Origin of the sequence: Bacillus sp. 16GRE42 (assembly GCF_019837435.1) — a bacterium.
Classification (GTDB): domain Bacteria; phylum Bacillota; class Bacilli; order Bacillales; family Bacillaceae_G; genus Bacillus_A; species Bacillus_A wiedmannii.
Genome location: NZ_JADAXF010000001.1, coordinates 318,057 through 342,002 on the forward strand (window position 1 = coordinate 318,057; position 23,946 = coordinate 342,002).

General features: G+C 33.2%; 31 protein-coding genes and 1 pseudogene. 10 read left to right on the plus strand and 22 right to left on the minus strand.

From position 1 onward, the window contains the following. Positions 1–49: 49 nt before the first annotated feature. The gene (locus tag ILS93_RS01675; protein ID WP_064475479.1) at positions 50–1,009 is read right to left on the minus strand and encodes a helix-turn-helix domain-containing protein; all 960 of its coding nucleotides are present in this window, start codon (positions 1,007–1,009) and stop codon (positions 50–52) included. 135 nt (positions 1,010–1,144) lie between these two features. Between ILS93_RS01675 and ILS93_RS01680 the strand changes: the two genes are divergently transcribed. Then, on the plus strand, positions 1,145–1,990 hold the full coding sequence (locus ILS93_RS01680; RefSeq protein WP_064475480.1) for an oxidoreductase: 846 nt from the start codon (positions 1,145–1,147) through the stop codon (positions 1,988–1,990). A 40-nt stretch (positions 1,991–2,030) separates the two neighbouring features. Then, the gene (locus ILS93_RS01685; RefSeq protein ID WP_222659780.1) at positions 2,031–2,549 is read left to right on the plus strand and encodes a GrpB family protein; all 519 of its coding nucleotides are present in this window, start codon (positions 2,031–2,033) and stop codon (positions 2,547–2,549) included. 72 nt (positions 2,550–2,621) lie between these two features. On the opposite strand, the gene ILS93_RS01690 is transcribed toward ILS93_RS01685, so the two are convergent. The 6 genes and pseudogenes from ILS93_RS01690 to ILS93_RS01715 all read right to left on the minus strand — a co-directional run bounded on the left by ILS93_RS01690 (position 2,622) and on the right by ILS93_RS01715 (position 5,437). Then, positions 2,622–3,002 (minus strand): DUF4181 domain-containing protein, encoded by a 381-nt coding sequence (locus tag ILS93_RS01690; RefSeq protein ID WP_064475482.1) that lies wholly within the window; start codon positions 3,000–3,002, stop codon positions 2,622–2,624. Positions 3,003–3,023: 21 nt separating this feature from the next. Next, positions 3,024–3,464 carry an NUDIX domain-containing protein gene (locus ILS93_RS01695; RefSeq protein WP_222659782.1) on the minus strand — a complete coding sequence of 147 codons (441 nt, stop codon included), beginning with the start codon at positions 3,462–3,464 and terminating at the stop codon, positions 3,024–3,026. Positions 3,465–3,491: 27 nt separating this feature from the next. Further along, entirely contained in the window at positions 3,492–3,815 is a 324-nt protein-coding gene (locus ILS93_RS01700) for a DUF4181 domain-containing protein (RefSeq protein ID WP_081257260.1), read from the minus strand. 68 nt (positions 3,816–3,883) lie between these two features. After that, positions 3,884–4,708 carry a PP2C family serine/threonine-protein phosphatase gene (locus ILS93_RS01705; RefSeq protein WP_222659784.1) on the minus strand — a complete coding sequence of 275 codons (825 nt, stop codon included), beginning with the start codon at positions 4,706–4,708 and terminating at the stop codon, positions 3,884–3,886. Further along, positions 4,692–5,173 (minus strand): annotated as a pseudogene (locus tag ILS93_RS01710) (HIT family protein). Before ILS93_RS01710 ends, ILS93_RS01705 begins: the two are co-directional and overlap by 17 nt. A gap of 93 nt (positions 5,174–5,266) precedes the next feature. Continuing rightward, entirely contained in the window at positions 5,267–5,437 is a 171-nt protein-coding gene (locus ILS93_RS01715; RefSeq protein WP_064475484.1) for a glycine zipper domain-containing protein, read from the minus strand. Positions 5,438–5,655: 218 nt separating this feature from the next. On the opposite strand from ILS93_RS01715, the gene ILS93_RS01720 reads away from it, so the two are divergent. Continuing rightward, positions 5,656–5,892, plus strand: a complete 237-nt coding sequence (locus tag ILS93_RS01720) for a hypothetical protein (RefSeq protein WP_064475485.1) — start codon at positions 5,656–5,658, stop codon at positions 5,890–5,892. Between the two features lie 48 nt (positions 5,893–5,940). Here the strand turns inward: ILS93_RS01720 and ILS93_RS01725 are convergent, their stop codons facing one another. Continuing rightward, on the minus strand, positions 5,941–6,777 hold the full coding sequence (locus tag ILS93_RS01725) for an ABC transporter permease (RefSeq protein ID WP_098112026.1): 837 nt from the start codon (positions 6,775–6,777) through the stop codon (positions 5,941–5,943). Further along, positions 6,770–7,975, minus strand: a complete 1,206-nt coding sequence (locus tag ILS93_RS01730) for a quaternary amine ABC transporter ATP-binding protein (protein WP_064475487.1) — start codon at positions 7,973–7,975, stop codon at positions 6,770–6,772. Before ILS93_RS01730 ends, ILS93_RS01725 begins: the two co-directional genes overlap by 8 nt. 171 nt (positions 7,976–8,146) lie before the next feature. On the opposite strand from ILS93_RS01730, the gene ILS93_RS01735 reads away from it, so the two are divergent. Then, positions 8,147–9,004, plus strand: a complete 858-nt coding sequence (locus tag ILS93_RS01735) for a glycine betaine ABC transporter substrate-binding protein (RefSeq protein WP_222659786.1) — start codon at positions 8,147–8,149, stop codon at positions 9,002–9,004. Between the two features lie 45 nt (positions 9,005–9,049). On the opposite strand, the gene clpP is transcribed toward ILS93_RS01735, so the two are convergent. Beyond that, on the minus strand, positions 9,050–9,631 hold the full coding sequence (gene clpP / locus ILS93_RS01740) for an ATP-dependent Clp endopeptidase proteolytic subunit ClpP (RefSeq protein ID WP_000991621.1): 582 nt from the start codon (positions 9,629–9,631) through the stop codon (positions 9,050–9,052). Between the two features lie 21 nt (positions 9,632–9,652). Then, positions 9,653–10,339, minus strand: a complete 687-nt coding sequence (locus tag ILS93_RS01745; RefSeq protein ID WP_064475489.1) for an RNA polymerase subunit sigma-70 — start codon at positions 10,337–10,339, stop codon at positions 9,653–9,655. A 143-nt stretch (positions 10,340–10,482) separates the two neighbouring features. On the opposite strand from ILS93_RS01745, the gene ILS93_RS01750 reads away from it, so the two are divergent. The 3 genes from ILS93_RS01750 (at position 10,483) to ILS93_RS01760 (ending at position 12,011) form a co-directional block, all read left to right on the plus strand. Next, a complete protein-coding gene (locus ILS93_RS01750) occupies positions 10,483–10,803 on the plus strand; it encodes a 2Fe-2S iron-sulfur cluster-binding protein (protein ID WP_001125375.1) in 321 nt (106 codons plus the stop codon). Position 10,804: 1 nt separating this feature from the next. Next, complete coding sequence (gene rpiA / locus ILS93_RS01755; RefSeq protein ID WP_064475490.1) at positions 10,805–11,470, plus strand: ribose 5-phosphate isomerase A; 666 nt, start codon at positions 10,805–10,807, stop codon at positions 11,468–11,470. 106 nt (positions 11,471–11,576) lie between these two features. Next, entirely contained in the window at positions 11,577–12,011 is a 435-nt protein-coding gene (locus ILS93_RS01760; protein WP_222659788.1) for a GNAT family N-acetyltransferase, read from the plus strand. 179 nt (positions 12,012–12,190) lie between these two features. On the opposite strand, the gene ILS93_RS01765 is transcribed toward ILS93_RS01760, so the two are convergent. Beyond that, positions 12,191–12,793: a DUF6944 family repetitive protein gene (locus ILS93_RS01765; RefSeq protein WP_222659791.1), complete on the minus strand. Its 603-nt coding sequence runs from the start codon at positions 12,791–12,793 to the stop codon at positions 12,191–12,193. 701 nt (positions 12,794–13,494) lie between these two features. Between ILS93_RS01765 and ILS93_RS01770 the strand changes: the two genes are divergently transcribed. Beyond that, entirely contained in the window at positions 13,495–13,959 is a 465-nt protein-coding gene (locus ILS93_RS01770; protein ID WP_154132146.1) for an exosporium protein D, read from the plus strand. A gap of 303 nt (positions 13,960–14,262) precedes the next feature. Here ILS93_RS01770 and ILS93_RS01775 read toward each other — a convergent pair whose 3' ends face one another. The 8 genes from ILS93_RS01775 to ILS93_RS01810 form a co-directional block, all read right to left on the minus strand. Further along, positions 14,263–15,630 (minus strand): lytic polysaccharide monooxygenase, encoded by a 1,368-nt coding sequence (locus tag ILS93_RS01775; protein WP_222659792.1) that lies wholly within the window; start codon positions 15,628–15,630, stop codon positions 14,263–14,265. A 357-nt stretch (positions 15,631–15,987) separates the two neighbouring features. Next, positions 15,988–17,181 carry a macrolide family glycosyltransferase gene (locus ILS93_RS01780; protein ID WP_222659794.1) on the minus strand — a complete coding sequence of 398 codons (1,194 nt, stop codon included), beginning with the start codon at positions 17,179–17,181 and terminating at the stop codon, positions 15,988–15,990. 69 nt (positions 17,182–17,250) lie between these two features. Continuing rightward, positions 17,251–17,928, minus strand: coding sequence for a formylglycine-generating enzyme family protein (locus tag ILS93_RS01785; protein WP_098112176.1), 678 nt, complete (start codon positions 17,926–17,928; stop codon positions 17,251–17,253). 32 nt (positions 17,929–17,960) lie between these two features. Beyond that, positions 17,961–18,479: a DNA topology modulation protein gene (locus ILS93_RS01790; RefSeq protein WP_103655053.1), complete on the minus strand. Its 519-nt coding sequence runs from the start codon at positions 18,477–18,479 to the stop codon at positions 17,961–17,963. A gap of 21 nt (positions 18,480–18,500) precedes the next feature. Then, entirely contained in the window at positions 18,501–18,887 is a 387-nt protein-coding gene (locus ILS93_RS01795) for a ribosomal maturation YjgA family protein (RefSeq protein WP_222659796.1), read from the minus strand. A gap of 65 nt (positions 18,888–18,952) precedes the next feature. After that, positions 18,953–19,660: a class I SAM-dependent methyltransferase gene (locus ILS93_RS01800; RefSeq protein WP_064475496.1), complete on the minus strand. Its 708-nt coding sequence runs from the start codon at positions 19,658–19,660 to the stop codon at positions 18,953–18,955. 21 nt (positions 19,661–19,681) lie between these two features. Beyond that, complete coding sequence (locus ILS93_RS01805) at positions 19,682–20,035, minus strand: MmcQ/YjbR family DNA-binding protein (protein WP_064475972.1); 354 nt, start codon at positions 20,033–20,035, stop codon at positions 19,682–19,684. 15 nt (positions 20,036–20,050) lie between these two features. Beyond that, a complete protein-coding gene (locus ILS93_RS01810) occupies positions 20,051–20,455 on the minus strand; it encodes a GNAT family N-acetyltransferase (RefSeq protein ID WP_064475497.1) in 405 nt (134 codons plus the stop codon). A 307-nt stretch (positions 20,456–20,762) separates the two neighbouring features. On the opposite strand from ILS93_RS01810, the gene ILS93_RS01815 reads away from it, so the two are divergent. Beyond that, a complete protein-coding gene (locus ILS93_RS01815) occupies positions 20,763–22,148 on the plus strand; it encodes an S-layer homology domain-containing protein (protein WP_064475498.1) in 1,386 nt (461 codons plus the stop codon). Between the two features lie 2 nt (positions 22,149–22,150). After that, on the plus strand, positions 22,151–22,363 hold the full coding sequence (locus ILS93_RS01820) for a DUF3006 domain-containing protein (protein ID WP_064475499.1): 213 nt from the start codon (positions 22,151–22,153) through the stop codon (positions 22,361–22,363). 67 nt (positions 22,364–22,430) lie between these two features. Here ILS93_RS01820 and ILS93_RS01825 read toward each other — a convergent pair whose 3' ends face one another. After that, positions 22,431–23,237: a GH25 family lysozyme gene (locus ILS93_RS01825; RefSeq protein WP_098103153.1), complete on the minus strand. Its 807-nt coding sequence runs from the start codon at positions 23,235–23,237 to the stop codon at positions 22,431–22,433. A 285-nt stretch (positions 23,238–23,522) separates the two neighbouring features. Beyond that, the gene (locus ILS93_RS01830) at positions 23,523–23,939 is read right to left on the minus strand and encodes a GNAT family N-acetyltransferase (protein WP_064475501.1); all 417 of its coding nucleotides are present in this window, start codon (positions 23,937–23,939) and stop codon (positions 23,523–23,525) included. Positions 23,940–23,946 lie beyond the last annotated feature (7 nt).

The following is a 23,946-nucleotide window of genomic DNA, read 5'->3' on the forward strand; positions in this document are numbered from 1 at the left end:
ACCAAATAACGGAGGAATTTACGGTATAGCGGATTATTCCTGTTTTACGTTAATAAATACGTAAAAGTTTTGATGGATTCATTCCATACTTTTTACGAAATAACTCTGAAAAATGACTGACATTATTGTACCCAACTGCAAATGCCGTTTCGGTCACATTACTATTTCCCGAACGTAGTAAATCTATCGCATGTTCCATACGTTTTTCTCGTAAATATGCAAATGTGGACATCCCAAATAATTCTTTAAATCCAATTTTTAATTTATAATCATTTAATCCTACTATTTTAGCCAATTCTAATAATGATGGGGGTGATTCCATTCGTTGAAGTAAAATTTCTTCAGCCTGTTTTATTTTATTCAAATCCTTTTTTGATAATTGACTCCTTTTATTTGCGTCACAATCATTAAGCAACACTCTCCCAAAATGTATAGAAAGCAATTCGAGCGCTTTACTTTCTAATTCTAGTTGACTAATACGATCCTTTTGGGGAGGCTCTATCATTTTCTTAATAAGATTAGATGTTATAGAATCAATTGGATTTTGAAACTTTTTAAAAGATTGATTTCCTAATATAGAATGAAAATCAAGACTTTTTTCAATAGCATTATTCATCATGAAATGATTAAATAATTGTACAGGAATCCCAATTGCTAATGAATATAGAGGCCTTTCTTTTTCATATTCAAATAACACATCAAAATCATTCATAAAATATAAATAACTATTTCCAGTCATTAATTCATACGCGGAATGACCAACTTGCACTTCTCCGAACCCTTGTAAACAAAAATTAAGCTCAACCATTGCTGCATCAGATGCAAACTGGATGCGATAATTTTTATGAAATTGATAATTTGATAACACAATTTCCATTCCTGAAAATGAAGTCCATCTTCGTATTTCACCCTTACCTATTGTTTTGGGCATATTCATATGCCTTTCCTCTACAACTTGTAAACCATGAAAGTATTTATGAAAAATATCATGAAAACCGTTAGTCTCCATGAAATCCACACTCCTTTTATGTGAAAACTAAATTTAATTGATAACCATTTTCAATTATAACAAATATCTTTATACAATAAATAGATTTTATCCCCATAACTCGTTATGATAAAAGAAAAAGAAAGCTGGCGGAAAATGGATAAAAAAATCGCAGTTATAACTGGGGCTTCAAGTGGTTTCGGTCTTTTAACAACACTTGAGCTTGCGAAAAAAGACTATTTAGTCATAGCTACAATGCGAAACCTTAATAAACGAGAAGTTTTAATATCTCAAGCTACTCAACTCAACTTACAACAAAACATAACAGTTCAACAATTAGATGTAACCAATCAAAATTCTATACATAACTTTCAATTATATTTAAAAGAAATAAACAGAGTAGACCTACTGATTAATAATGCAGGATATGCAAATGGGGGCTTTGTAGAAGAAATTCCAGTAGAGGAATACCGTAAACAATTTGAAACGAACCTTTTTGGAGCTGTATCAATTACTCAACTTGTATTACCTTATATGAGAGTACAAAAAAGTGGGAAAATCATTAATATAAGCAGCATTAGTGGTCAAGTTGGATTCCCTGGTCTATCCCCTTACGTTTCTTCAAAATATGCGTTAGAAGGCTGGAGTGAATCACTTCGTTTAGAAGTAAAACCGTTCGGAATAGATGTTGCTTTAATTGAACCTGGTTCTTATAACACAAATATTTGGGAAGTTGGTAAACAACTAGCTACAAACCAATCTGATAGACCTTCTCCTTACAAAGAATATATGGTTAAAATACAAAAACATATTAATAGCGGCAGTGATACATTTGGTAATCCGATAGATGTTGCTAATAAAATTGTAGAGATTGCTGAATCTAAGCGTACGAAATTACGATATCCGATTGGAAAAGGTGTAAAATTTATGATCTTTGCGAAGAAGATTCTTCCTTGGAGATTGTGGGAATACCTTGTTTTGAGAAGCTTTAAGAAAATGTAGTTTACTTTTTTGATAACATTTTGAAAGAGGTGCTAATCAAATGTTAGGTTTACCGTTTGGAAAAGTGTTTTTAGTTCCATGGACTGAAGAATGGCAAATTGAGTTTATGAAAGAAAAACAACTCATTGAAGAACAAATTGGCAAACATATTTTAGCGATACACCATATTGGTAGTACCTCTATTCCACATTTAAGTGCAAAGCCAATTATTGATATTGCAATCGAACTAGAAAATTATACGGACGGTTTAACATGTATAAAAAAGTTAGAACTACTAAACTATAAATACAGAAAAGATGTACTGCCTGAACGATATTATTTTAATAAAGGAGAACCACGAACTCATCAAATTCATATATATGAACAAGGCAATACATATTTAATAGAACAATTACAATTCAGAGATTACTTAATTGACAATAAAACTTCTCGTATACAGTATGAACAGTTAACGGTTCAACTTTCACAAGCTAATCCTAATGAAAAACATCAATATGCAGAGGATAAAACAAATTTCGTTACATCCATTTTAGCTAAAATAAATGATAAATTTAAATAAGAAACCATTTACTACTCAATGGTTTCTTATTAATTAGTTAACTCTTGATTTGTACCATTAATAATCACCTTATTATGCAGCAGGTGGAACGAAATAAACTAGTATTGAGAGCATCAATATAAATGCAACCATTCCCGTTATTGAAAGTATATATTCTTTTGATTCTCTATCATACTTCCATTCCATCCATGCTCTTAAAGTCAATGATATCCCTAAATAAGTGAACATAACATAAGCCATTTTAGAGTTTTCAAATTTAAACATATAATAACAACTACCTATTATATAAATAATCATAAGCCCTATTTCCAATTTTACATGTAAACTATTCACATGCTTATATCCAAATAATCCTCTTTTTTCCGCATTCAACTTTCTTCTTAAAAACTGTTCTAAAAAGTAACCACCTATAGGCAGTCCAATAATAATAATCAAGATTGTAGAGGTACTCATTGTTGTTCCCCTCCTATTACTTTATTTATTTTTAGAAATAAAGTGGACTATATTTCGGTTATTCTCTTCTAAATAACTTACAATCCCTTCAGGATATGTGGGCTTCTCCTTTAATTCATTTATACTTTTCCAAGTTAATATAATATCCTCATATTCTTTATTTCTTATTTCATTTGTTATTCTCTCTTTAACAGATCCCCAATGCATCAATGTGCAATGATGTCCTTTTTCGTTATTCCACTTGAAAATATCCTCATTTACAACGGCTAACTCTTGAACATCAATCTTCAAATCGTATTCTTCTATTAATTCTCGTATTATTGCTTCTTTTGATGTTTCACCAAATTCAATAGAACCGCCTGGAAAACGATAAAATGTTCCCCTTAAATCACATTGAACAAGCACTTTAGAATGGTCTTCATTTAAAATCATTACTTCAGCACGTAATTTAGGATTTTTCATTTGTCTCCCCATTCATTCCGCATATGATTAAATCCAATAGTTATAAAAGAATAGATTAATCATAATTCCTGTTATTATTAATAATGGAACTGTTCCTAAAGAAATGACATATTCCCTCGACTCTTTATCATATTTCCACTCCATATATGATTGAAAGCAGTATAAAGTTATTAAAAATAATATGGGTAAATTACTAATATAAATAGGATTTAAAGTGGCACATATCATCGTTACTATTATATAAGAAATGATAAGAGCCCTAATGCCCCATTTATGAGCGTTGTTTACATATTTACTATTCCAGTCAGTTTGTTTCGGTATATTTAATTTTTTTCTCACTACTTTTTCCAAAATAACTAATAATATGATCCATAATACTAATAAAATCCCTTTAACTAAAAGCAGTGATGTCTCCTCCTTTACCTTTTATCCGGTTGATCACTCGGATAAGTAGCATTCTCTTTGTTTTCAACGTCCCAACTAATAATTGTCGCACTATCTCGTCCGAATTGATGATGAACTTGCTCTAATACATGATGAACACTTTCTTCAAGTTCTATATTATTTCTATTCATATCATTATACAGATTCAATGGTGTTTCATAATGACGTTCCCCGCATTCTAATACCCCATCTGTAACCATTACAATTCGATTCTTTCCAGCACGTAATTCACGAATTCCTGTTGAATAGCAAGGGACTGGTAAATGAAATGTATTTACATTTCCAATCCATTCGTAAAAATGGCGTTGATTTAATGCATATTGTCCTAACTTATGTAACTCTTCATGAAATACATAAACTAAACAATCACCAATAGATAACCACCATATGTAGTTTTCTTTTCTTACACATATTAAGCACGCTGTTTCACCTTTTACTTTTTTGCACTTTTCTTTAAATGAGGGGGATTTAAAGATTGTAAGTAGATGATTTTCAACCGATCGAAATACTGTATCAATCGATTCATTCAACATTGCTTTTATATGTTCATATTCTTTTTGGATTGTATTTACTACTAAATCAACACTTTCCGCACTATTATGTCCATCTAAAATAGCTGCAAATTCCCAATCACCATTCGACCAAACTAACGCACCATCTTCATTCTTTTTTGCTCCAGCACTTATATTCCCGCCATATGCACCGAGTACGATATCACCATATTGTTTTACTGAAACTTCGTCTAAACACATCTTCTTATTTCCAATCCATGAACATTGTCTATTATTTGTTGTATGCATATTCACTCACCATATACTTTCGCATAGTTTTTTGATTTTTTCTGCGTCACCATATGGTGCACCAGTCCATTTCGCTACTTCAGTCGGTGACCAAAACTCTTTGGGTGTATTTGGATAACGCGGTATAATGTGCATATGCGTATGTGGTACACCATTCCCTGAAACAAAAGTGTAAATATGTTCTGCACCTTCACTTTCTTTTAGCGCTTTACTTACTCTACTTGTTATAAGTCCGAACGCTTTCGCTTCTTCATCTGTTAGTTCAGCAAGACCAGGTACATGTCTTTTTATATCTATCATTACATAACCGAGGTATGTTTCTTCACTATCCCAGTGGACATGTCCTACGTAAACGAGTTCATCTTCGTATATAGCTCCACCTGGAACTATTATGTTTCCTCTATGTTTTTCGCAAATAAAGCAGTTTTGTTCTACTTGATTGTTTGTTGACATATCCATCACCATCCTTTTTATTTATAATATCATAAAAAAAGGAAAAACAGGATTTATATTCCGAAAATCCATTTAACGGGGTAATTTTTGAAATGATTTTAATACTCACTTTTTCTTCAAAAATGCAACGCCAATTACGATTCCTATCACAATTCCGATTACCAAATTATTAGTAAAAAACCCTTGAAACACACCGATTACAACCCCTATACCGATACCTATTGCCAAGGCTTCATTTCTTTTATTATTTTTAGCCAAAATTGCATCTCCTCCCATCATTTCTCCCTAAATAACATACATTTACTTGAATGTATTAATATATTCACTACCTCACTTGAATATTTCCAAAAAATGTACCTTAACTTCACATAATAATATTTTCCATTTTCTGTACATACTCCTTTTATCATAATAAAATTTCAAGTAACCATTAATTATACATAGGCATTTACTATAAAAAAGCTTCGTAATTTATTGAAGGAGGAAAGGTTTAAATGCATCCTCACTGGAATCCAAATATAAATCAACAATATGTGTATTCCCCACATCCCGTAAGAAATACACTGCATCATGATTCACAATATATGATGCAGCGTATCGCAAGTCTTGAAAGTCAATTAGCGAAATTAATCTCATTAATCGAAGAGAATAATCATTTAATTAAATCAATGGAACAACAACAAAACCATGTTTGTGCACCAGCTGGTAGTTCTGTTATCGTTCGTATGTAATTTTTCCGAACAAAAAACACACTTTGTATAATAAAGTGTGTTTTCCTTTTATCTTCTTTTTTGATGAAATCCTTGTGTAATACGGTCTAGTATAATTGCAATGACAACAATAGCTAGTCCGGCTTCAAATCCCATTCCGATATTAACTTGTGTTACAGAGCGGTATACATCAACTCCAAGACCTGGCGCTCCTACAAGAGATGCTGTTACTACCATCGATAAAGAAAGCATAATACTTTGGTTCACACCAGCCATGATTGTTCCAGTTGCGAGTGGTAATTGTACTTTAAATAATTTTTGTGATGCAGTAGAGCCAAACGCATTCGCTGCTTCAATTAAATCTTCTGGAACTTGTCTAATTCCTAAGTCAGTAAAACGAATTGTCGGTGGCATTGCAAAGATTACGGATGCGATAATCCCAGGCACTACACCTACTCCGAAAAATGTAATTGCAGGAATAAGATATACGAAAGCCGGCATTGTTTGCATAAAGTCTAATGTCGGTTTTAAAAATTTTGAGAAGCGTTCATTTTGAGAAGCTAAAATTCCGATTGGGATTCCTAAAATAATTGAAATAATAACAGACGTAAGTACAAGTGCTAATGTTTGCATCGTCTGTGCCCAGTAGTTAATATTTAAAATAAATAATAAACCGATGAGTGTAAAAATAATTAAAGATACCTTTCTCGTTGTGTACCAAATGAGGAAACAAAGGATAATAATCATCAATATGGCCGGTATTATTGTTAAAAAATTAGTGAGTAAATCAACGAATCCACCGATAATATAAGAGAATCCTCGGAATAAGCCTTCAAGATGCTCATATAAACTTGCAACAAATGAATCGACCCATTCCCCTAATGGAATACGTGGTATACTACTCATCGTCTTTCACCTCTTCCTCAATATTACCTGCAAGAGCTTGAATGACACTTTCGCGTTTAATAATTCCTCTTAGCCTTTTCTTCTCATCAATTACGGGTAACGGATATTTCATCTCCGCCATTTTTGCATATGTTTCTTCCAGTAAAGTATCTAAATACACGTGCGGAATATCGTTTAGTAATAAATCAGCAATTGGCCATTGTTTTTGAACGGCTTTACTCGCATCATCCGCAGTTAATATACCTAAAAACTCATATTTTTTGTTAACAACATATACAGTTGAAACACCTGCATTTCTCATAATCTGAAGTGCTACACGTGGTCCACGATCAATTAATAAAGTCTCTGGTCGTTTTAATATAGATTCCGCCGTAATTACTTTTCCTAAATTTACGTCCGCAACAAACTTCTCAACAAATTCATTCGCTGGACTCATCATAATTTCTTCCGGCGTTCCAATTTGAACAATCTCTCCATCTTTCATTAACGCAATCCGATCGCCAATTCGAAGCGCTTCATCTAAATCATGCGTAATAAATATAATTGTTTTCTCCATTTTATCTTGTAGCTCTAACAATTCATCTTGCATTTCTTTGCGAATCAGTGGATCTAATGCACTAAATGACTCATCCATTAACAATACATCTGGATTATTTGTTAATGCCCTTGCGATTCCAACACGCTGCTGCATACCGCCACTAAGTTGACTCGGATAATTATCTTTATGATGATCGAGTCCTACTAACTGTAGCGATTCTAATGCTTTATTTTCTCGTTCCTCTACTGGAACTCCTTGAATTTCTAACCCGTACGCAACATTTTGTATCACTGTACGGTGAGGGAATAAAGCGAATTTTTGAAACACCATGCTCATCTTCGTTCTTCTCACTCTTCGCAACTCTTCTTTTCCCATCGTTGCGATATCTTCACCATCTATGTATATATGCCCCGCCGTTGGTCTAATTAATTGGTTTAACATACGGACCAACGTAGATTTTCCGCTACCAGACAAACCCATAATTACAAAAATTTCTCCCGTGTATACTTCAAACGTTGCCTTTTTCACACCAACGTTCATTCCTGTCTCTTTTAAAATTTCCGATTTGCTTTTTCCTTCTTTTAATAAAGACAGCGCTCTTTGCGGGTGTTTCCCAAATACTTTTGTTACGTTTTCAACACGCACCTTTGTATTATCCATGTCACTACTCCTTTTCTACCCATCTATTCATATAGTGTTGCGATTTTACAAAGAAATATTACATAAAAATGACATTCATAAGATTTCTTTAAAATTCGCGTTTCCGTTCATAATAAGAATGCTTACTTATACATTTATTTAAAAAGGCAAACGTTTCTTAGGAGGGTTTCGATGAAAAAGAAAATATGGCTTATATGCCTTGCATTATTTATTACTATGATTTTCTCTTCATGTAATGCAACAAATGCAAATTCGAAAGGAAAAATTAAACTTGGTGTAACAAGTTGGAAAGAAAACATTGCAACTGCAAACATGTGGAAAGTTCTATTAGAACAAAAAGGCTATAAAGTTGAACTCATGTATTTAGAAAAAGCTGCGATTTGGACTGGCGTTGCTCGTGGTGATGTGGATGCGAATTTAGAAGTATGGCTACCCGTTACGGATAAACCGCTAAATGCTCGTTATAAAGATGATATTGTCTTAAAATCCAAATGGTATGAGGGTACTGGGCTAGGCTTAGTCGTCCCTTCTTATGTGAAAAACATAAACAGTATCGAAGATTTAAATGCTCATAAAAATGAGCTAGATAACAAAATTGTCGGTATCGAACCCGGTAGTAGTCTTATGAATTTAACAAATAAAGCAATGAAGGAATATGATATAAAACTAAAGCTTGTCCAATCTTCTGAAGCTGCGATGATGAGTGAACTAAAGAAAGCATATAAGAAAAAGAAACCAATCGCTGTTACGCTTTGGAATCCGCATTGGGGCTTTTCAGAATTTGACTTAAAATATTTAAAAGACCCTAAGAAAGTATATGGTGAAAAAGATGACATTTATTACTCTGTTCGTAAAGGTTTCGAAAAAGATCATCCGGATATCGTGAAATACTTTGACAAATGGAAAATGAATGATGAGCAGCTTGGCACATTAATGGTCACGTTAAATAAAACGAAAGATCCCGAAGAAGCTGCACGAAAATGGATTAAAAAAAATCAAGCACTAGTTGATGAATGGGTAAAAGATTAATAAAACAGGCTAGAGGATTAGCATATCCTCTAGCCTGTTTTTATCTTATTTTTTTGTAACAACATCATCTACAATCCCATACTCCTTTGCCTCTTCAGCAGTCATAAAATAATCTCTTTCTGTATCATGTGCTACTCTTTCAATCGATTGCCCCGTTTTTTCTGCAATCATTTTATTAATATCACGCTTTAACTTTAGTATTCTTTTCGCTGTTATTTCAATTTCTGTTGCCTGTCCTTGCGCACCACCAAGTGGCTGATGAATCATAATTTCACTGTTAGGGAGTGCAAATCGTTTTCCTTTTGCACCTGATAATAATAACAATGCACCAAATGATGCTGCAAATCCCATACAAAGTGTTTGCACATCTGGTTTGATTAGATTCATCGTATCTAATATGGCAAAACCTGCTGTCGTTGAACCACCTGGGCTGTTGATGTATAAATAAATATCTTTCTCTGCATCTTCCGCTTCTAAAAATAATAATTGAGCTACGACACTACTCGCTACTTGATCATTAATTTCTGAACCGATAATAATAATGCGGTCTTTTAATAACCTTGAATATATATCATAGGAACGTTCTCCTAATTTCGTTTGTTCTACCACATATGGAATTGCATTCATTTTAAATCCCTCCAATAATTGTTATGCCGCTAAAAGCATACAACTGTAAGAAGAAGGTTTTTTCGCATTAAATAATAAGACTGGCTGTTTAGATGGTAACTTAGTAAAATCTATTGTCGGAAGAAGCTTAGTTAACAATTCCGGCCTTTCTTCCCGAATAGACGTTACTACAACTTCAATATCATCTGTGAATTCGACTATCTCAATCCCTTCTTCACTTACAGTTTTCAGCCTATTTCTACTCCGAAATAAAGAAGCTTTCACTGCACCTTCTGATACGGAACATACTTTAGCAATATCAGCTATACTATATTGAAACACATCTTTTAATAGTAAAATTGCGGATTGCTGTACATTTAATGACGATAATACTTTCCCTACCATTTCATGCAAATCTGCAATGTTCTCTTGTGGGGCATCAAAAATAATTTGTTTCTTTATTTTTTCATGAACTGATTTTGATTTCATCTGGTCTATCCAGCGATTTCTAGCTATTTTATATACAAGCGTCATACAAATATCTTTCTTACTATATTTTTGAAGAACTTTACAAACCGTTTCTTGGGCAAGATCTTCGCCGTCCCATTTATTTTTCGTTAAAAATGTACAATACCTTTTCAACTCTCCGTATTGCTCAATTAAAAAGTTTATATTTGAATGATTTATATCGATATGATTCTTTAAAATATGAGTTACTTTTGTGCACAAAATAACCACTCCTTTTCAGCGCTTACTTAATTAACGATTCAACAAATAAAAAAGTTACGGGGCATATAAAAAAATTATGTTTATGTTCAATAATTCGCGGTCATAAATATGTTATGTACAATTTTACTTGAGGAGGAATAAATTTGCCAAAATTAACAATTGAAGGTGCGGGAACTTTCGATGTGAAAGAAGGCACAAAGTTAGTATTAGCGATCGAAGATAACGGTGTACACATTCTCCATCGCTGCGGCGGGAAAGCCCGCTGTACAACTTGTAGAGTAGAAATTATAGCAGGTGAGTTTTGTGAAGCCAGTTCTAATGAAAAAAATGCGATTACAGAAAAAGGAATTGAAGATCACTTACGTTTATCATGCCAAATGCACGTACATAAAGATATAGTCGTTCGTCCTATACTTACAGTAGAAAATTCAGGTCTTGATGCAGGCCCACGTCCAGCAGAATGATATGCTAAATTTCAAACAGCTCGCTGGTGAATATGCTGCTAACTTTGTAAAAGATGGGATGAAAGTTGGACTTGGTACAGGTTCTACTGTATATTGGACGATACAAAAATTAGGTGAGCGTGTAAAAGAAGGATTATCATTTCAAGCTGTACCAACGTCAAAAGAAACGGAATTATTAGCTAAACAACTAAATATCTCTCTAATTTCGTTAAACGACGTACAAAGTCTTGATCTTACAATTGATGGAGCGGATGAAATTGATGCTAATTTACAGCTTATAAAAGGTGGTGGTGGCGCATTACTTCGCGAGAAAATTGTTGCCACTTCCTCCAAAGAACTAATTATTATTGCTGATGAATCGAAACTTGTAACACATTTAGGTACTTTCCCATTACCTGTTGAAATTATACCTTTTTCATGGAAACAAACCGAAAGGAAAATTCAATCTTTAGGTTGTCAAACAACGTTACGTTTAAAAAATAATGAAACGTTTTTTACCGATAACAATAACATGATTATTGATTGTATATTCCCTCATAACATAACTAATCCTGCCAATTTACACACTCAATTAAAAATGATTACAGGTGTAGTTGAAACAGGGTTGTTTGTTAATATGACTAGTAAGGCGATTATTGGAACAAAAAATGGGATAAAGGAATTATAATGAAAGCTGACTCTTACAGTCAGCTTTTTATATTTTCTCTTTATTTCGTATCATTATGATATACTATGAAAACAAAAGCACATCACACTAGAAAGGGCTGAACAATTTGCACTCCAAACTCATAACAGAACTTACAGATTTAAAAACTGCCTTTCATATTCGAAAAGAAGTATTTGTAAAGGAACAAAATGTACCTCTTGAAGATGAATTCGATACATTCGATGAAATCGGTGAGGAATGTAAACATATTTTAGTTTATTATAACGAGCTTCCTGTAGGTACAGGTCGTATACGATTTGTTGAGGGCGCAGGAAAATTAGAACGTATTTGTATTTTAAAAGACTATCGTAAATACGGATTAGGTAAAGTCATCATTCAAATGTTAGAAGAAATTGCTCGTAATGAACAAGCTACAAAAGTGAAATTACACGGGCAAACACAAGCTGAAGGATTTTATAGGAAATTAGGCTACGAAACTTCTTCTGATATATTTATGGAAGATGGTATTCCACATATACTTATGATGAAAGTGTTATCATAATAGAAAGATGGCTATATTGTTTATTCATATAGTCACCTTTCTGTATCTTATTCACTTGAAAGCAAAGAACCTAGCATACATAGTCTTAAAAGAACCTTAATGAATTGGCGTTCTCTAGTTTTCTATTCGCACTATATTCTGTTTGCTTTCACTTTAAAAAGATTATTTTATTAAACTCACTATGAATTGTTATCTACTATCTCTTGTCTTTCTTCTCTTATTTGACCGATTAATGAAACTACAGAACCAACTGCTTGAATCCAGCTCCCCGTAATTACTATAATCTGTCCATCCTCCTCATTGCCTTCCGAAATCCCCTCCACTTTATCCCGACTAGCTTTCAATTCATCAATTCCACCTATTGCCTGTAATGAATTTCCGGTCGCTTGTAACACATTCCCGGCAATGTTATACGATTCATCTATATCGGAACTATCCTCTAATTCTCCACCTATTGCTGTAATACCACCTAATGCTTGTATCCAATTCCCTGCAATCACTACTTTTTTTTGTGTATTATCTTCAAATTCTATAATGAGTCCTGTTAAAACCGTTACATTACCAATTGATTGGATTTCATTACCGATTTTTTCAAGAGATATTTCCCCTTGTCCATCAGCTTCCAGACCGTTCCCTGTTGCCTGTAATACATTCCCCCATATGTTTAAATCTCTTCTTAATTCGTCGTTCAATTTTTTAAAAAGTGTACTACCAACCGCAGCAATAATTGTCCCTACTGCAACAAACCAAGCACCAACTATCTCCTTAATCGGATCATCCATTTTCAATCTATCCCGTCATTAATTTACTACTTACAGGATATGAATTTATGCATCTCCATGTTAATAGCCTACTTCTCTCCATTTGAATAAAACTCGATATTTCGTTAATACTATAAATACATCAAGTGTGACATCCTTGTTTGGAGCAGTTAGCTTTTGCTAATCGCTCTTTTATTTCGTTCTTGCTTCTCGAAGAATTCTTTAAATACGTTTCCCAATACGTACACATTCTGTATTCCCCCTCGAATACAATACATAACTCAATATAATATCTATGTATCTAGATTACTACCCCTGTATCGATTAGTTAAAGTTGGCTAACCACTTCATTATTTGCAATGAAATTAAATTTCAGATTTTTTTAAAAATCCAACTCGATATTCATAATTCCAAACATCTAAAATCAAAAAATATAATTGTATTATCACAGGAAAATTTTCCGAATAACTTTTTTGTTAAAAAGTTTTCACCTTAAAATTAGACAAGCATATGTTATTGAATGGAGATTCTCCATTCATAAGATTCTTACCTTTCTTATCTAGAGCACACTTTAATGTGTGCTTATTTTTAGTTAGAAACTACAACATCCTCAAATATATTTCTTTTTTTACAAAAGCGGATATTATTCTTTTGTACAAGCACTCTTTCCTTTTAATTAATAATATATATTGATATTACAAAGAAAGGAGAGCAAAATATTTATGGCTAATTATTTTTATAAAGATGGTAAAAAATATTATAAAAATCAATCGCATTCGAACGATCAAAAAAATAACTGTTTTATTGAAACTCATACGATAACTGGTTCTGCAGAAAATGCAAATGGAAATATACCTTTATCTGTTTTCCTTGAAACCACCGCGCCACAAACTGTATTTGAGGATTTCACAAACAATCATAATAAAACATTAATTCAGTTATTCGTTGTCGGGATGAGTGCACCCGTTCAAGTAACTATTCTAACAAGAAAATCTAGCCGCCCAATTACTGCAACATTACAACCTGTTCAAACAAAAATATTTCAAGTTGAAGATTTTCAAAGTCTTACTTTTACCAAACAGGAGGGTCCTACTAGTATAGTTAGTTTATTTGCGCAAAAAACATTTTGTATTTGCTGTAACGATAATAAGGATTCGTGTGATGAATATTATCAAGATTGTAATTAATAGATTAACGCAGCAAAAGAAACCGTTTTATACAGGGTTCTTTTTATTTCGCTCCATACATTTTCAAAAACATTTTAGAATCATACACTATGATTTTTCTTTAAATCTCTCCTTCCCCGTTATTTTATAAAAATAACACTTTAGTTTAATTACGGGACTTATCATCATTTAATGAAGGAAAGTAAAATTTAGAAAAAAAGACGACGTATTCAACGTCGTCTTTTTTATAAACAGAAAAGTGAATTCTCAAGATTTCCTTTTACGTCAAAGCCCATCATCTCTTAGTTCATACCTAGGTAAAGCTTACACTGTTTTCCATAATGATAAGGCATAAATCCAGTTTGGATCCCCATTTCCTTGATAGCTCTGGACTGCTTCATATACTTTTCCTTCGTGTAGAACTCTATCTCCCTTTTCATATGCTTTCTTTGCATCCCAACCTTCATATGAAGCGCTTTCAGTTTTTGTAGTAATTGTGAATATATCACTCTGTACAGATTCATTTCCAGCTACATCAACAGCTTTCACTACATATTTATAAGTAGTATTAGAGAGTAAATTTTTATCCATATAAGAAGTCGTATTAGATGTTGCAATCTTTTTCATTGATCCTTCTATTTCTCTATAAATATCGTAATGGTCTACACTAATATTATCGTCAGATGGACTCCACATTAAATCAACACTTGATGCTGTCGTTCCCATACTATGTAATCCTTTTGGCTGTGTTGGTGCTTCTGTATCAGGAGCCTCAACTGTTGTTTTTACTGTAAGCGCTGCACTTTCTTTCGAGACATTTCCAGCTACGTCAATTGCTTTTACAGTATAAGAGTATTCTGTACTTGGTTGTAATTTTTTATCAATAAAATGAGTTCCTGGTACTGTATCAATCATCTCTCCGTTACGGAAGATTTGATACCCTTTTACCCCTACATTATCCGTAGAAGCGTTCCATGCTAGTTCTATACTATTCGCTGTTACTTTTTGTGCCTGAATTCCATTTGGAATACTTGGAGCTTCTGTATCTAGTTTTACGTCATTGATAAGATTAACATCGATTACATTATAGAATGCATTTGCTGTATCAGCTACATCCCATACTGCTAAAATCACATGATATCCACTACGATCAGTAGGTACATTGATTTTGTGAGTTAAATGATTTGAGGCTGCAGAACCATCATGTTGTACAGTTCCAATTGGTTCAAAATCTGCTCTTGTGAGCGCTTTATTTGGATTCCATCCTTTTTTTGTAATATAGTAATGCCATTTGCTCGTTAAGTGAGGCGCTGTATACTTCCAAGTAAATGTATTTTCTCCACCAGTGATTGTATTTTTAAACCAACGATTTGCTGTTTGTTGATCTAAAATACCACCAAATTTACCACCTGCAGAAGCGATTTGTCCATCAAGTGGGCCACCTTGCGGGAATCCTTTTGGTGCTTCTAAGCTTTGCGGTTCATACATAACACTTCCGCAGTTTACATTTAGTGCACCATAAGTTGGACTACATAAAGCAGATCGACTGCCAGGCTTTTCAACAAAACCGTGCGCGTATGCGTTTTGAGGAATAAGTGTCGTGCCAATAATTCCGGCTGTTAATGCAACAGCTCCTAGACTTTTTTTGTTCATTTTCATGTTTTGTAGTTGTTTTAAAAATCGATTATTCATGTTTCTGTCCCCTTCTTGTTATACTTCGTAGTGTAATGTGGGCTTTGATGTAAAAGAATAACAAGAGACAATCTTGTATCGATGTATGTGTTAGTAATTCATACACCATAGCGAGAATATATTTCGTTTCTTGTGAAATATTTCACTTAATGAATATATCATGACATAGAAATTACCAAAACATGTGCAAAAGTTGTGCAGAAACTGTGAAATCATTAGTAACACGTAAAACTATCACCTAAATTTATAATGCAGGATATTCAACCTTTCAAAACAATCGATTCTTCGCTCCATATAACAGAAGAGTGCCTATATCCTTTCATATAGACACTCTTCTCATGTTTAATTTTCTATTTATTACTGACCAGCAAATGTAGTAATTTCATCAACAGCTTGCTTATATCCACCAGACTTCCGGAAAGACTCCTTCAAATTCAAAGCAGATTCTTTATATGAAGGATTATTTAATACAAGTTCTACACTTTCACGTAGTTGTTCCTCAGTCAATTCTTTCATGTGCAACTTAACCCCAGCTCCGAGATTCTCCACTTGCTTCGCGATAACTGGCTGATCTGCACTTTGCGGAATTACAATAAGCGGAATCCCGTTATATAATCCTTCATGTGTACTGTTCATTCCGCCATGTGTAATAAATAACATTGTATATGTAAGTAGTTTCGTTTGTGGTACATAGTTTTTTACAATGAAGTTTTTAGGAATTTCACCTAAATCACTTATTCTCGTTTTATTACCAATAGACATCACAATTATATGATTACTATTCTCGAACGCTTTAAAACAAAGTTTATAAAAATCAAGTGCTTCATTAAAAACAGTACCTAGTGAAATGTAAATCGGGCTTTTCCCTTCAATTGTAGTAAAATCAAACTCTTCATTTTTTACTTGTGTAGAGATAGATGGACCTACAAATGTAAATGTTTCATCAAACATGTCTCCAAAAGGTTGGAACTCCTTTATTGTATACACAATAGTAAGTGGCGCTGGATTACAAAAAACTTCATACGGTGAGTTTATTTCAACACCGTATTTTTCCGTGATTCCCTTTGTTAATCTTTCAAAATCATTATGTATCCTATTATGAACTTCCACTGGGATATTTTTAGACAAGTGGTCTAACATTTGTTCAAATGATTTTTCATCCTGTGCAAACGATGTGCAGGAATTTATTGCTGGAAGCTTTAGAATTTGAGCAATTATATGGCCACAGCCAAACATCGAATCATGAATGATGTAATCAAAATGTTCCCCTTCAATTTGTTCAAGAACATTTGGTATAATAACATCTGCCGTATGTAAAAGACCATTTATTCTCTCTGATAAATAATTTCGACCACCAGAAAGAAAAGCTTTTAAAAACTTTTGCTCGTCAATTGTTCGTACAGTAGCACCCGTTCTCTCAATACGATCTCTAAAAGATTCAATTGAAAAACAAACTACCTCTTCCCCGCGTGAAACTAATTCTTCTACAACTTGCAACGTTGGATTTATATGTCCTTCTGATCCAGTATTAATGAATAAAACACGTGCCACTTTAAACACTCCTTAATTTAAATCTTGTCTATGTTGCCATTAGTATTATAGGTATTTTGTCTTATTCTTCTAAATGGACCTAGCAAGCCTAAACCCAAGGTCATCTATATGAAATGTAGGATGACTACGGCGACGACAAGTCGCACCGCAACCTCTAGCTGCTTCAGCCCAGCTACCGCCGCGGAAAATTCGGTATGATCCGTACACTTGTTCATCATATAAATCATAGCACCATTCCCAAACGTTTCCTAACATATCGTAAAGTCCCCATGCATTCGGTTCTTTTTTTCCGACCTCATGAATATATCCACTTGAATTTTCATTGTACCAAGCAATCTCTTTCAGTTCTCCATATATGTATCCCGTAGTTCCTGCCTTACACGCATATTGCCACTCTGCTTCAAAAGGTAATCGGTAGCCATTTGAATCTAAATTACAACTAACAATTAGACCATCTTCACTAATAGAATAATATTCTTTTAATCCCGCTTTTTTGGAAAGTAAATTACAAAATATAATGGCATCATTCCATGAAATATTTACAACTGGTTTATTTTTATCTTTCAATAAACTTGGTTTGTTATTCGCAATCGCATCATATAATTCCATCGTTACAACATATTTTGCAAGAAGAAATGGTTTTATTTGTACTTGCCATTGTTTTTTTATTCGATCATCTCTTAATTCTACTTTTCCTGCTGGAATTTTCACCATATTAGAATCAACGGAGCCAATGAATCTATTCAATGCTATTCCCCCATTTGACTTCTTTTTATAATCTAACAATTTAAGTGATCGTACTTCTCTAAAAATAGTCTTACTTCATTTGAAGATTTTAAAATAATAACATCTTTATCTTTACTCAATTGATTTAACCTCTTTAAAATTGAAGGTCGTTTCGTTTTAGGATATTCCCATATCCATTTAAAAAATTGCAAATCAAACCTTTCTTCACATCCAGCACCCATATCCGGTCTTGTTTTATTCCGATATTGTACAACCCTTTTAAAAGCACGATAAACACATATTGTTCTATGAATATCAAGAAAGATGATTGTATCAGCTGCGTTAATTCTTATGTCCATTGTCCCGCCATAATTCCCATCAATAATCCACTCATCTTCTTTAACTAATTCATTTTGAACCGTTCTTTGCTCCTCTTTGGAAACCCCCTCCCAATTTGGTTTCCAAAATAGTGCATCAAGATGATGCACCTTAATATTTAGTTTGTTTCCTAATTGTCTTGCTAATGTAGATTTTCCTGAACCACCAGAACCTATTAATATTATTTTTTTCATAAATACCCCTTCTTACATCTATTATTTCTTCCGTAACATAAACTCACAAAACATTCCAATCCCAACACCAATTGTATAAGCAACTAAATCACTCCACAAAAATCCGTAACCTAATACGAGTCCGCCTAAAGTCGTTGCACGAATGCTATCTATCCATCCGGCATGATACAATTGGCTCACTTCAATCCCATAACAAAACAGCAAACTTATAAAAGCCAATTTCATCGTGTTTATTTTAGGAAATAAAAATCCGCATCCAGTAAAAATCATACATGCCCATAAAGCATCACCTAAGTACTCGTTTAATAGATGAGGTAACGCAAAAGCTAACTTTCTTGAGCTAAGACCTAAAATAATTATAACGATAGTAAATAGCGCATATAATAATCTACTTCGTTTCTTATTCATCTCAAAATCTCCTAATATGTAATTTAAAACTGTAAATAGCTAGTAAAATATAATTATTTTACTAGCTATTTTTTAATCGCTTTCATAATAAGAAAATGTGGATTTGTATTTAGATAATGATATGATTTTTCGTTTACTTCTCTCATTTTTTCAACTGGCCTCGGTTCCTCTATTTTATCTAACACAAAATAATTTGTTGTTTCATTAATTATATCTTGGAGTGATCTTCTAAAAAAACTAACTTCTATTGTAATATTTGGTTTAACCCAAGTATCTACTAATAATTGTTTTTCGAAATAATTTTCACAAGGAAACTTTGTAAAGTCCATAAAAGGATGATGAATGGAGTATATAAATTCGCCATCTGGCTTCAATACGCGATGAAACTCCTGAAATACTTTATTCCAATTTTCTAAGTAATGAAGCGTTAACGAACTTACAATAACATCAAAAGTATTATCTTCAAATGGTAATACTTCTTGCAAATCATGACAAAGAAACGTTGCTTTATTACCCGTACTTTCCTTTGCAGCTTTTACCATTTCAGAACTTACGTCAATTGCAGTAACATTTGCTCCTCTTTCTAAAAATTGAGAAGTATACCATCCAGCTGCACATCCAGCATCTAGTATACTCTTCCCTTCTAAATTCTTTGGAATCATCTCCATCATCGCTGGTCTTTCATAATAGCTATTATATGGATTTGCCACATCTAGGTTTTCTTTATATGTACTCGCTAATTTATCATATGTACCTTTAATCGTGTCTTTCAATACTGCCACCCCTTATACATATTAATTTAATAACTCTTGCTGCTTTTTCTTTGAAAATGATTGTAGAACTAAATCATATGACCAATCAATCATCTTATTAATTTGCTCTTGCTCTACATCTTTATGTATATACACTGTATTCCAATGCTTTTTATTCATATGATACCCCGGAATGATTGCTTCTGGATACTCTTCTCTTAATCTTAATGCAAGTTCTGGATCACATTTTAAAGTAATCGCAGCTTTTTCTCCTTCTTCATGGTTTACTATCGCAAATATTTTATTATTAAGCCTCATACATGTTGCATTCCAACCATCAGGAGAATCTTCTGTTGCTTTTCTTTTTGATAAACAATATGTTCTTGTTGTATTCATTCTCATTGGCACCTCTTATTCTTTCACTATTTGATTACGATGCATCACAATTTGCTTTGTCGCTTGAAATTTCTGTTCACCATAAAACTTTATTAATTTCTCTCCACAAAATAGACTAACAATATGAACATGAGATATTTCTTGAAGTAATATTGTAAGCATCTTCTCTCCAATACCTTTATTTCTTACATTCTCATGTACGACAACATCTTCTATGTACGCTCGAAAAACGCCATCAGAAACAACTCTAGCAAATCCAATTAATTCATTTTCTTCCCATACCCCAATTGCTATACTATGCTTTAACATTTTTTGAATATCGATTGCTTTTCTTTCTGGCCACCAACCGACAGAGTCATAAAGTTTTTTTATTTTTTCTACGCAAATTGGTTGTTCATTTTGCAATTTATATGTGTACATTTTCCTTCTCCCATCAAATTGCTCATTATATATAATTTGTCTTACTTTACTTCTTTCCATATAAAACTATAGAATCCAACCTGTTACAAAAAACCTTCATAAAATAAATTTATTATATCGATTTTACAATTGCAATCGTTACTCTCATCCTTTCATATTAATTATACCAAATATACAAAATAAGAGAAAATCAATGAATATAACACCAAAAGTATTTCTATTATAATATTTACCTATTAAAACTTGAATTTATTGAAAAAAATGGTAAAGTTAATTAGGTAAAAAATACATAAAGTGAGGCGATCTTTTGAAAAAGTTTAGTTTATTATTAACAGTATTTGTCATAATCTTATCATTATTCATCCCTAATTTTACAAGTGCTAAATCTTTCTCTGATGTCCAATCTAATCATTGGGCAATTAAAGAAATTAACTATTTATCGGATAAAGGTATCATTAAAGGTACGCCAGAAGGAACTTTTAAACCGAGTGATGATGTAACTCGTGGACAAATGGCCTTAATGCTAGATTTATCATTAAAATTAGAAAAACCATCTAGCTATAATCATATTTTTTCCGATGTAGCCAAAGGTATCTATTACTATGATTCTGTACATAAGTTAGCACATAATAACATTGTACAACGTGAAACAAACTATTTCCCTGACCGCTCATTAACTCGTGCAGAAATGGCAGTAGTTTTAGTTAAAACTTTTAATTTGAAGCCTACAGGTGCAGACGTCAATTTCCCTGATGTTCCATCTAATCACTGGGGTTACAATTATGTCAAAATTTTAGCACAAAATAATATTACTACTGGATTGCCTGATGGTACATTTGGTCCAGGTGTAAAAGTAACTCGTGAGCAATTCGCTGCATTTTTGGCTCGTGTATTAGAACCAAATTTCCGTCCAGCTCTTCCTAAGCCAAAAGGTAACTTAGAGGTACATTATATTGATGTCGGACAAGGTGATGCTACTTTTATTAAATCTCCAAGTGGAGAAACGATCCTTATTGACGCTGGTAACAACGGCAAAGGTAAAGTAGTAGCAAATTATTTAAAAGGATTAGGATTCCAAACTATTGATTATATGATTGCCACTCATCCTGATGCTGATCATGTAGGCGGATTAGATGAAGTGCTTTATGCTATGAATGTAAAAAACGTTTATGCCCCTAAAGTAAGTCATACGACACAAACGTTCAAAGACTTCCTAACTGCAGTAGCTAACAAAGGATTAACAATTAAAGAAGCGAAATCTGGAGTAACTTTACCAATCAACGGTTTAAACTCACAATTTTTAGCTCCCGTGAAAGAATACGGTAACGATCTAAATGAGTGGAGTGCGGTATTAAAAGTAACACACGGTAGCAAATCTTTCTTATTTACTGGTGATGCTGAATCTAAAAGTGAAAAAGATATGGTTCTAGCACATGGTTCTAACCTAAAATCTGATGTATTAAAACCTGGTCATCATGGAAGTAAGACATCTTCTTCTCAGCCATTTTTAGATGCAGTGAAACCAAGTATCGCTGTGATCAGTGCCGGTGCAGGTAACCGCTATGGCCATCCTACACAGGAAACTTTGGCAAAGTTAAATGCAATGTCTGTTAATGTATATAGAACAGATTTAAATGGAACTGTAGTTATTAATAGTGATGGTTCAAAAATTTCTGTAAGAACGGAGAGATAATTATGAAAAGAGGTATTATTGACCGTTTTGAAGGCGAACTAGCAGTTATTGAAGTAAATAACGTAACAATTGATGTACCTAAATCAAAACTCCCTTCTACTGCAAAAGAAGGTGATATTCTTATAATCGAGGATGATACGTATACAATTGATAAGAACGAAACAGATAAAAGAAGACGTGAAATCCAGAATTTAATGGATAAATTATTTGAATAGCAAGATTCAATAATAATTTGAGAAGAGCCGTCCTGTTGGATGGCTCTTCTTTTTTCACATATAGGAGCTATTTAACTTCATACCACCAACCTTTTTGATCAAGCCAGCCTTTCATAGCATTTAATTGCGTATCACTGGTAGGTTCAGTAACAAAATACGTTAAACCATCCGATTGTAAAATGAAGGTAGCAGTCATTTTTAAAGAAGTTAATGCTCCCATAACATCTGGAGTTTCATAAGGTGAAAAGGCTCCAGATTGGATAATATTTTGTTTAGAAACTTGTGCCTGTATATTTTCTTGTTTTGGTACTGATTCAGTAAACCAGAAAAGTGGCTTATTTCCTATTAATTGATTTAAATCACATTTGCCAATACCTGGTACATCACCTGTCTCGGTGTATTGCCAAATATCACAAGGATATGCTGGTTTATTACCTCCATATCTAGGAATCCATACAAAATCACTTTTTACGTTCGCCATACCGAATGGTTCATATACATGATGACCAACATATAAGCCAACTTTCTTAGCTCCTAGTCGGCGTAATTCATCGATAAAAGCTTGTGTACCGGCTCTCATATCATCCATTGTTTTTACTTCTACATCAGCCGCCCAAACTGTAGCGCTCTTATCACCGCGATTCCAAAAATCTTGCGCTTCCTTCTTCGCATCAGAAATTGAAATAAATCGGCAAAATGCATAATTACCGAAAGGAATATTTCTTATTTTCATTGCTTGAGCGTAATTTTTATATAAAGGGTCTACGTAATTCGAACCATCTTGTACCCTAGCGATTACGAAATCTAGTTGTGGAGCTGCTACATCCCAGTTAATGTTACCGTTCCATTTTGAAATATCTACAATATAACCCATTGCTTAACACCTCCTTTATCATTATTATATTCAGAGCTCGTCTTATTGCTCTTCCTCTCCTAAAAATTCAATAGTATTTATTAGTACATATAGTAAATACGACAAGTGTCTTTTACAAAGACAGTAACTCATTTACAGTAAAAAAGAAAATCATAGCTATACGAATCGTACTATTTGTCCCCATAATTACATCAGCTTGAGTAGTTGCTATAAATTAAAAATAGCATCACCTTGTTTGGTGATGCTTTTAAAATCCACTTTCCTTCTAGAACACGAATACTATTACTATAACCGCTTCTCTAAAAAGTGTTGACTATGTCCTTTAGGATGATCTTCAACTACACCATATTCTCGGTATCCGTGCTTTTTATAAAATTCTGGTGCTTGAAAACTAAATGAATCTAATAATATTAATCTACAACGTTTTTCCTTCGCAATGTCTTCAATTTTATGTAACAGTTGACTACCATAACCATCATGACGAACTGATTCATCAACCCACAAAAAATCTATATGAAGGTGATAAAAATACATCGTTCCTGTTACCCCGCCAAAGATTTTTCCACCCTCATCTTTCACTACGAAACTTACTTGTTCCATCGGCTGTTTTGCTTCATCTGTTAAAATAGACATGTTATATTGAATTACTTTATTTTTTATGTATTCTCCTTCAGCGCGAGTCCCATTCTCTAAGTGTTTCATATATTTC